This window comes from Micromonospora sp. NPDC048040 (assembly GCF_055587185.1).
Map to the genome: position 1 here is coordinate 1 of NZ_JBVJGT010000122.1, position 4,835 is coordinate 4,835.

The 4,835-nt window shown below is 76.0% G+C and carries 7 protein-coding genes and 1 rRNA gene; 3 read left to right on the forward strand and 5 right to left on the reverse strand.

The window, feature by feature from the left end:
* From ACZ6O2_RS36315 to ACZ6O2_RS36330, 4 genes are all read right to left on the reverse strand, one after another.
* Positions 1-64 (reverse strand): helix-turn-helix domain-containing protein (locus tag ACZ6O2_RS36315; RefSeq protein ID WP_466026193.1); only part of this gene is annotated, 64 nt, incomplete at its 3' end.
* A gap of 405 nt (positions 65-469) precedes the next feature.
* On the reverse strand, positions 470-1,072 hold the full coding sequence (locus ACZ6O2_RS36320; RefSeq protein ID WP_350707210.1) for a GerMN domain-containing protein: 603 nt from the start codon (positions 1,070-1,072) through the stop codon (positions 470-472).
* Positions 1,069-2,424 carry a sensor histidine kinase gene (locus ACZ6O2_RS36325; RefSeq protein WP_466026189.1) on the reverse strand — a complete coding sequence of 452 codons (1,356 nt, stop codon included), beginning with the start codon at positions 2,422-2,424 and terminating at the stop codon, positions 1,069-1,071. Before ACZ6O2_RS36325 ends, ACZ6O2_RS36320 begins: the two co-directional genes overlap by 4 nt.
* Positions 2,421-3,095, reverse strand: coding sequence for a response regulator transcription factor (locus ACZ6O2_RS36330; RefSeq protein ID WP_350686351.1), 675 nt, complete (start codon positions 3,093-3,095; stop codon positions 2,421-2,423). Before ACZ6O2_RS36330 ends, ACZ6O2_RS36325 begins: the two co-directional genes overlap by 4 nt.
* 212 nt (positions 3,096-3,307) lie before the next feature.
* On the opposite strand from ACZ6O2_RS36330, the gene ACZ6O2_RS36335 reads away from it, so the two are divergent.
* From ACZ6O2_RS36335 to ACZ6O2_RS36345, 3 genes are read left to right on the forward strand one after another with little or no spacing between them, the layout of a single operon-like run.
* A complete protein-coding gene (locus ACZ6O2_RS36335; RefSeq protein ID WP_466026190.1) occupies positions 3,308-3,679 on the forward strand; it encodes a hypothetical protein in 372 nt (123 codons plus the stop codon).
* Entirely contained in the window at positions 3,676-4,338 is a 663-nt protein-coding gene (locus ACZ6O2_RS36340) for an STAS domain-containing protein (RefSeq protein ID WP_466026191.1), read from the forward strand. The genes ACZ6O2_RS36335 and ACZ6O2_RS36340 overlap by 4 nt, the downstream gene beginning before the upstream one ends.
* Before the next feature lie 40 nt (positions 4,339-4,378).
* A complete protein-coding gene (locus ACZ6O2_RS36345; RefSeq protein ID WP_466026192.1) occupies positions 4,379-4,678 on the forward strand; it encodes a BON domain-containing protein in 300 nt (99 codons plus the stop codon).
* A gap of 66 nt (positions 4,679-4,744) precedes the next feature.
* On the opposite strand, the gene rrf is transcribed toward ACZ6O2_RS36345, so the two are convergent.
* Positions 4,745-4,835, reverse strand: a 5S ribosomal RNA gene (gene rrf, locus ACZ6O2_RS36350); the annotation flags it as partial.

The window sequence follows — 4,835 nt, forward strand, 5'->3', positions numbered from 1 at the left end:
GCCCGGCCTGCTCAGGGGATGGGTAGAAGCGGTACTTGTATGCCCGCTTCACCACCTCACCCACCCCTCACACCCTATCCGTCCATGTAAGACGATCAGCGAGGGGAGGGAGCGGCGTTTCCTCCCGGCCCTGAACGGCCGGGTTTCCACGCCGCAAATCCGATGACTCCCCCGGCGCTCCAGGGCTGACCGGGGGCGACGCCATCGGCACCTGCCCAGTCCCGGCCCCGGCGGTCTGCCGGCGGCCCCGCCTGCTCCGGTGCCGGTCGGCGAGCGGCCCCGCCTGCTCCGGTGCCGGTCGGCGAGCGGCCCCGCCTGCTCCGGTGCCGGTCGGCGAGCGGCCCCGCCTGCTCCGGTGCCGGTCTGCCGGCGGGCCGCCCTGCTGCGGTGCCGCCGGCGGGCGGCCCCGCCTGCTCTTGCCGGCCGTCGCAGGCGACCCGGCGGCTCCGACCGGCGGGGAGGCCGGCCGTCACCGGGGCGCGACGAGGTCGGCGTAGTCGGCGACGGTGAGGGGGCGCCGGGACAGCGAGCCGTCGGCGCGCGGCACCCCGAGCGGCACTCCGCCCCGCAGGAACGCCACGGTGTCGACGTCGGAGCGGGCGGTCAGGGTGCAGACGATCTGGCCGAAGGCGAGGACCTCGTCGCTGCGGCCCGTCTCGTCGCCTGCCTCACCGACGTCGACGTCGACGTCGGTGCCCCGGGGTCGGGCGACGGCGGCCGCGACGGCCCCGGGGAGTGCGGTGCTGAGGCCGCTGTCGCGCTCGGCGGCGGTCGGGCCGGCGAGCAGTTGCTGGAGCTGGGCGTCGACGGTGGGCGTGGCGTCCACCCGGCGCTCGACGGGCACCAGGCGGTCGTCGCGGACGAAGCAGAGCACCGCCGTCGCCCGCCCCGCCGTCAGGGTCGGGGTCGGGGTCGCCACGACCGTGCCCGAGGTGGGGAACGGCCCGGGCGGCGGCGCCACGGTGCGGGGGGTGTCCTCCGTCGGGACGCCGCAGCCGACGAGCAGCCCAAGGGCGACGAGCGCAGCACCGGCCCCCCGCCACCGTCCCGGCCGGCGCGCGCGGCGGCTCACGACGACACCCCGGGCAGCTCGACCCGGAAGCGGGCGCCCCCGCCGGGACGGTCGCCCACACCGGCGCGTCCCCGGTGCGCGGCGGCGTGCTGGGCGACGATGGCGAGCCCGAGGCCGGTGCCGTCGCCGGCCGCGCGGGCGTGCGCGGCGCGGCCACGGACGAAACGGTCGAAGACGACGTCCCGGTCGGCCGGGGGCACGCCCGGCCCCTCGTCGTCGACCTCGACGATGCCCGTCCCGCCCCGCTGCGACAGCCGCACCGCCACCGGGCCACCGCCGTGGCGGACCGCGTTGTCGACCAGGTTGGCCAGGATCTGCTCGACGCGGCGCTGGTCGACCAGCCAGGTCGTGGCGGCCCCGCCGGCCGCGTGCACGAGCGCGCCCGGCAGCCCGCGCGCCTGGCACACCCGACGGGCCAGCGCCGCCACGTCGACCGGCCCCCGGTCCGCCGGCTGGTCGCTGCGGGCGAGCTGGATCAGGTCGTTGACCAGCTGCTGGAACCGGGTGATCTCGTCGGCCACCAGGCCGGCCGCGGTGGCGGTCCGGTCGTCGAGGTACTCCCGGCGGCGGGCCAGGACGCTGGCCGCCGCCGCCAGGGTCTGCAGGGGCGAGCGCAGCTCGTGGCTGACGTCGGCGGCGAAGCGGCGGTCCCGCTCGATGCGCTGGGAGAGCTGGTCGACCATGTGGTTGAACGACGTGGAGAGGCGGGTGAGGTCCGGGTCGGTGGTCGGCGCGAGCCGGGCGGAGAAGTTGCCGTCGGCGATCTCCTGGGCGGCGTCGGCCACCGCGGTCAACGGGCGCAGGCTGTGCCGGGTGGCGTACCAGCCCAGGGCGGCGCCGGAGCCGGCGACCACGATGGCGACGGCGGTCAGCGCGAGCGCCAGGACCTGGAGGGTCTCGTCCAGCTCGCGCAGCGAGGTCAGCTCGTAGTAGCTGGTGGACGGGGCCAGCGGCAGGCCGACGAGCAGGGTGGGTTGGCCGTTGACCCGCACCCGCTGCACGGCCGGCTCCCCCGTCCGGACGAGCTGTTGCAGGTCGACCGGGATCGCGGCGGTCAGGCCGGCGTCGGCGTTGCGGGCGTACCAGTCGTCGCCGCGGTGCAACAGCGGTCGGCGGTTGCCGCCGGTGTCGAGTGACCGCAGCACCTCCACGACGTCGGGGTCCTCCGTGTCCAGCCCGGCACGCACCACCGCCGCGTCGAAGTACGCCGCCCGCACCGCGGTGCGCTCCCGCTCGTCGAGCAGGGACCGCCTGGTCAACTCGTACGAGACGAGCGCCATGGACGCCGACAGTAGCAGCGCGCCGACGGCGAATCCGGCGGACACCCGGGCCCGCAGCCCGAGCCGCCTCACCGGGTCAGCTTGTAGCCGAGGCCGCGCAGGGTGACCAGGTGCCGGGGGCTGCCCGGGTCGTCCTCGATCTTCTGCCGCAGCCGACCCACGTGCACGTCGACGAGCCGCTCGTCACCGGTGTCGTAGCCCCAGACCCGCTGGAGCAGCTGCTGGCGCGACAGCACCCGGCCGGCGTGCTCGGCCAGCTCGCACAGCAACCGGAACTCGGTGCGGGTCACCGGCACCGGTCGGCCGGCCCGGCGCACCTCCCCCGCGTCCGGGCTGATCTCCAAGGGGCCGAACGTGAGGACCGGCACGGGCGCGGGCACCGCCCGGGCCCGGCGGCGCAGCGCCCGCAGTCGCGCCGACAGCTCCTTGACCGCCACCGGCTTGACCACGTAGTCGTCGGCGCCGGCCTCCAACGCCGCCACGATGTCGTGGGTGTCGTCGCGGGCGCTGACCACCACGATGGGTACGTCGTCGTCGCGGCGCAGTTGCCGGATGCACTCGAAGCCGTCGAGGCCCGGCAGCATCAGGTCGACCAGCACGTTGTCGGCCGGCTCCCGGCGCTGCATCCGCAGCCCCTCCTCGGCCGTGGCCGCCCCCCGGACGGCGTAGCCCTCGTCCTCGAGCGCGAGCAGCAGCGCCAGACGGATCCGGTCGTCGTCCTCGATCACCAGCACGCCCGTCATACCCGCATCATCCCCAAGGCGGGCGCGAGCGCCCAACCGTGTCCGGCGTTCGACGGTTTTGTCACGCAACTGTCATACAACCGCGTGGCCCGCGCCACGGGCGCTGCCCAGGGTGGTGTACGACACCGGTCCGGCCGCCAGTCACCGCGGTCGGGCCGGGCCCGCCGGAGCGGCAGCCGTCGACCGACCGGCCCTGCGGAGGAGGGAGCTAGATGACCGTCGCCGGTCTTCTCACCGCACTCGCCGTGGGTCTCCTCATCGCCGCGGCGGGCTGGCTGGCGCTCCCCCGCCGGCGGAAGGTGCCGGCCTGGCTGGCACTGGTGGCCGGGATCGTCACCGCCGTCCTCGGCGTCATCCTGGCCCGCATCGTCGGCCTCGACACCGGCCGGTCCGGCCTGTGGCACCTGGCCGTACCGGCCGGCTCCGCCGTCCTCGGCGTCGCTCTCGTGGCCGCCACGGCGGGCCCGCGGCGGCCGCCCGTGCCGGCCCGCCGGACGCGGCCGGACCTCGATACCCACCCGACGCCGCCGGTCGCGGACCGGCGCGTCGCCTCGCCCGACCTCCCGTGGAGGAAGACATCATGACCGTCGTACCGGACGACAACTCGATGACGCTGATCTGCGACAGCTGCGGAGACGTGACGACGGGAACCGCCTGCGTCCTGCCGGACGCCGAGGTCGTCTGGACCCTGGTCGCCGAGCACGGCTGGAGCGGCTCGCCCTTCGCGACGGGCCCGCACCGCTGCCCCCGCTGCAGCCTCCTCGGCCCGGACGCCGGGCGCGGCGGCGAGGCCGGTCGCGGCGCCCAGGTGGCCGGCGGGGTGTTGGGGGTGGACCACCTCGACGACGTCGCCGTGGCGACCGCCTCCGGTGACATCGACGTCGACATCGCCGACGACCTGCGGGCGGCGCTGCGGCAGGCGGTCGACGTCTGCGGGCACATCGTGGTCGACCTGACCCGGGTCCACCTGATCGACGCGAACGGGCTCGGCCTGCTCGTCCGGGCCCATCGCGACGCCCGCGAACGCGGCGCCGTGCTCTGCCTCGCCGCCCCGTCCCGCTTCATCCTCACCGTCCTGCACACCATGCGGCTGGACGGTCTGTTCCCGATCTTCGCCGGCCCGGAGGAGGCCGTCCGGCGGCTCTCCCCGGCCGGGGCGGGCGAGCCCGCCGGGCTGACGGCCACCGTGGCCGGACCGGACCGGGCCGGCCACCCGGCGCCGGCCGACGCGCCGTCCCGCTGAGCCGACACCGTCACCCGCACTCTGGCGAGAGGACACCCACATGCTCATGCCCTGGCCGTACCCGGACGAGGGCGCGTTCCGTCCCGAGCCGCCCCGGCCGACGCCCGAGGACGAGGACGCCCGGTTGGCCGCGCTGGTCGCCCAGCGGGTGAGCAGCGACTGGACCACGCGCGGCCAGCAGATCGTGGTGACCGTGCAGAACCGGGTCGTCATCCTCACGGGCGTCGTGGCGGGCCGGGACGCCCGGCAGGTGGCCGCCGAGATCGCCTGGGACGTGCGCGGTGTCGTCGACGTCTGCAACGCGCTGCGGCTCGCCGGCCCCCGGCGTCCCCGCCGCTGACCGGCCCGGGCTCGACAAATGCGTTCAGGGCCACCCCCAAACGGGGGTGGCCCTGAACGAAAGATTGTCCGGCGGTGTCCTACTCTCCCACACCCTCCCGAGTGCAGTACCATCGGCGCTGGAGGGCTTAGCTTCCGGGTTCGGAATGTAACCGGGC

Excerpts from the sequence above, each read along its gene's own strand:
- ACZ6O2_RS36330 (WP_350686351.1), bottom strand. The coding sequence starts at position 3,095 with ATGACGGGCGTGCTGGTGATCGAGGACGACGACCGGATCCGTCTGGCG.
- ACZ6O2_RS36335 (WP_466026190.1), top strand. The coding sequence starts at position 3,308 with ATGACCGTCGCCGGTCTTCTCACCGCACTCGCCGTGGGTCTCCTCATC.
- ACZ6O2_RS36340 (WP_466026191.1), top strand. The coding sequence starts at position 3,676 with ATGACCGTCGTACCGGACGACAACTCGATGACGCTGATCTGCGACAGC.
- ACZ6O2_RS36345 (WP_466026192.1), top strand. The coding sequence starts at position 4,379 with ATGCTCATGCCCTGGCCGTACCCGGACGAGGGCGCGTTCCGTCCCGAG.